Source organism: Rhizobium sp. P1_E1 (assembly GCF_056406015.1).
Map to the genome: position 1 here is coordinate 1 of NZ_JBFUAY010000364.1, position 3,111 is coordinate 3,111.

General features: G+C 60.3%; 2 protein-coding genes. Both read right to left on the minus strand.

The genetic code is table 11. The features are described from left to right. Positions 1-1,637 (minus strand): ABC transporter substrate-binding protein (locus AC1D1Z_RS35690; RefSeq protein ID WP_477853510.1); only part of this gene is annotated, 1,637 nt, incomplete at its 3' end. A 191-nt stretch (positions 1,638-1,828) separates the two neighbouring features. Next, a partial coding sequence (gene arfA / locus AC1D1Z_RS35695) for an arabinosylfuranosidase ArfA (protein WP_477853512.1) occupies positions 1,829-3,111 on the minus strand: 1,283 nt, incomplete at its 5' end.

Consider the following 3,111-nt stretch of genomic DNA (forward strand, 5'->3'; position numbering starts at 1 on the left):
CTCCAGCGCTGCCAGTTGCGCGGCGGCTGATTGTCACCCTTCTTGGCCACGAACTGCGAGTGCCAGCTGTCGAGGAAGAACGACAGGTCAGGATCGCCGCCCCAGGTCTCGACGCTCCAGGCAATCGCCACCTGGAAATCGCCGGGCTGGAGTGCCACCTGCCAAAGTTTCGCGGCCGGCACGGCTTTGGCGTCGATACCGAAGGAAGCCCATTGCTGTGCGATCAGCGTCCCGGCGCGGGTGAAGACCGAGCGTGTGTCGCCTTCCACCGTCATGCGGATCTTGAAGGGCTGTCCATCAGGGGTCAGCCATTTGCCGCCGGATTTCTTGAAGCCTGCCTTCTCCAGCAGTTCGCCGGCAGCCTTCGGATCCGGTTTCCACCAGCCATAGCCGAAGGCACCGCTGATTGCCTGCGGGTCGGTCGGGATCTGGTCCTTGAACTTCGGCTGCTTGCGCAGAATATCGGCGATCTGTTGCCCGACCGTCGGGTCATAAGGCTTGATCTTGCTCTTGCCGGTATCGATCTCGAAATTCTTCAGCCAATCCTGCATCGGCGCCTGATAGTCCTTCATCGTGGCCGCCGTCGGCGGCACGCCGAGCGCCGAAAGCGTCGCTGCCCCGCGATAGCTCGCCATATCAACCGCCTTGATGTCGATCAGCAGGGCAAGCGCCCAGCGTACATCAGCGTTGTCAAATGGCGGATCCTGCGTGTTGAAAATGACAGCCGGAAGTGTCGGATCCGGATGGGCGAAGGGGAAGCCCGGGAACCAGGTTTCGATCGACTTGGATTTCTCCTTGAGGGTGAACATGCCCTCTGGCGTATTGTCGTGGATGATATCGAGATTGTGCTCGAGCTGGGCGATCGTCCGCTTATCCGGCGGGCCGGGATCGGTATAGGTCACGTATTTCGGGGCCGGCTCGCCGAAGCGGGCAAGCGAGGTCCGTTGCCAGTCGTCACGCTTCTCCCAGGTATACCATTTGCCCTGGGGATCAAACGACTTGAGCTTGTAGGCGCCGAGCGAGACGGGATTGGCGAAGTCATAACGAAGCGGATCTTCGACTTTTTCGAAGACATGCTTGGGCATGATCCAGGCGCCGTTCCAGCGAACGGTGAAAATGGCGTGGAAGCGCGAATTGGGCTTCTTCAGCTTGAACACGACAGTCGAGGGGTCTGTCGCCTCGACGCTTGCCACCTGCACCGAGAAGGCAGCACTCCAGACCATGCCGGGGTGATCCATCTGCGTCTTGACGGTGTAGACCACGTCGTCTGCCGTGAACTCCACACCGTCGCTCCAGAAGAGCCCCTTGCGCAGTTTCACGGTCATCTCGGTGAAGTCGGCATTATATTGCGGCTTGTCGGCAGCCAGCGAATTGTCCCAGGTCGCGCCGCCAAGCCCTTGTTCGGGATCGATATACCAGAGCGTATCCATGGTCAGCTGCTGCAGGCCGGTCGATACGCCGCCGCCGCCATTGACCCAGATGTTGAACCAGCCGGGATTTTTGATCGTCCCTTCCGGATTTTCGACGATGAGCGTCTCCTTGCGCGGCAAGGAGGTGTAGTCATCGGCCTTGGCCGTCGTTGTCAGGCCGAGTGCGGCCAGCGCGACGCCAAATGCGAGCCTCTTCCACTGTTGCATGAACTCCTCCCTAGAAAGCGACGATACGGCGGCCGCAAAGGCACGCATGGGCACGTCGCGGTTGTCGGTTCGCAGAGGCCTCAGGACTCAAGGTCCAGAGCTTCGGCGAACCATCCCTCCGGCTCCCTGCCTCCTCGCAGTGAGCCGAAATCTCAGCCGGTGGCCAATCGTGGCTTACCCGGCGGCGGCTGTCACACTGACAGCCGGATGACGTTGTAGGACAGCGGCTTCAGCGCCGCCCGCAACCGTCCATCCTCAATCTTTCCACTCTCGACATTGACCGGAGCGACCGTTTGCGGCCGCGCAGCCGTGTTGACGGCTTCCAGATCACCGTGGGTCATTTCCACCTGCTCGACCACGCGGGCATTTGCGAAACCTTCCAGCCGCACATCGAGATCGAGCGCCGCGTTCGGATGACGATTGACGGCAAAGAAGGTCAGGGTCTTGCCGTCTTCGGAATGGACTGCCGATACGTCGAGATAGGGAACGTCGTTCTCCTCGTCGCTGTCATAGGTCGGACCATCGACGACCAGCTGCAGTGCCGAGCCGCGGCCATATCTGGAGGCGTAATAGAAGGGGTAATAGATGGTCTGGCGCCAGGCGGCGCCGCCGTCCTCGGTCATGATCGGGGCGATGACGTTGACGAGCTGCGCGATGCAGGCGATGCGCACGCGGTCGGAGCGACGGATGAAGGTGTTCAGGATGCCGCCGACCTGCAGCACGTCTTCGAAATTATAGATGTCTTCCAAGAGATGCGGCGCATCCGGCCATTCGTCGCGCGCCAGGATCTCCTTGTCCTGCTGGTTGGAATGATACCAGACATTCCATTCGTCGAAGGAAATGCCGATCGTCTTCTTCGAGCGCTTTTTCGCCTTGATGTAGTCGATCACGCCGCCGATCGTGGTGATGTAGCGGTCGAGCTTCGTCGCGCGGGCGAGATAGTTGAGCGTGTTTTTCTCGCGGTTGGCAAAATACATATGCAGCGAAATGTGGTCGGCGCTGTCATAGCACTGTTCGAGAACCTGGGCCTCCCACTCGGGATAGGTCTTCATGTCGGAATTGGACGAGCCGCAGACCACGAGTTCAAGCGACTTATCGAAGCCGCGCATGGCCTTCGCCGTCTCATCCGCCAGCCGGCCATATTCATAGGCCGACTTGTGGCCGACCTGCCAGGGACCATCCATCTCGTTGCCGAGGCACCACAATTTAACATCGTGCGGATTGGACCAGCCGTGCTTGCGGCGCAGATCCGACCAGTAAGTGCCGCCGGGATGATTGCAATATTCGAGGAAATTGCGGGCGGCATCGAGGCCACGTGATCCGAGATTGACGGCAAGCATCGGCTTGGTATTCGCCTTCTTGCACCAGTCGACGAATTCATTCACGCCGATCTGATTGGCTTCACGAGTGCGCCAGGCAAGGTCGAGGCGCACCGGGCGTTCGGCCCGCGGGCCGACGCCGTCTTCCCAATTAT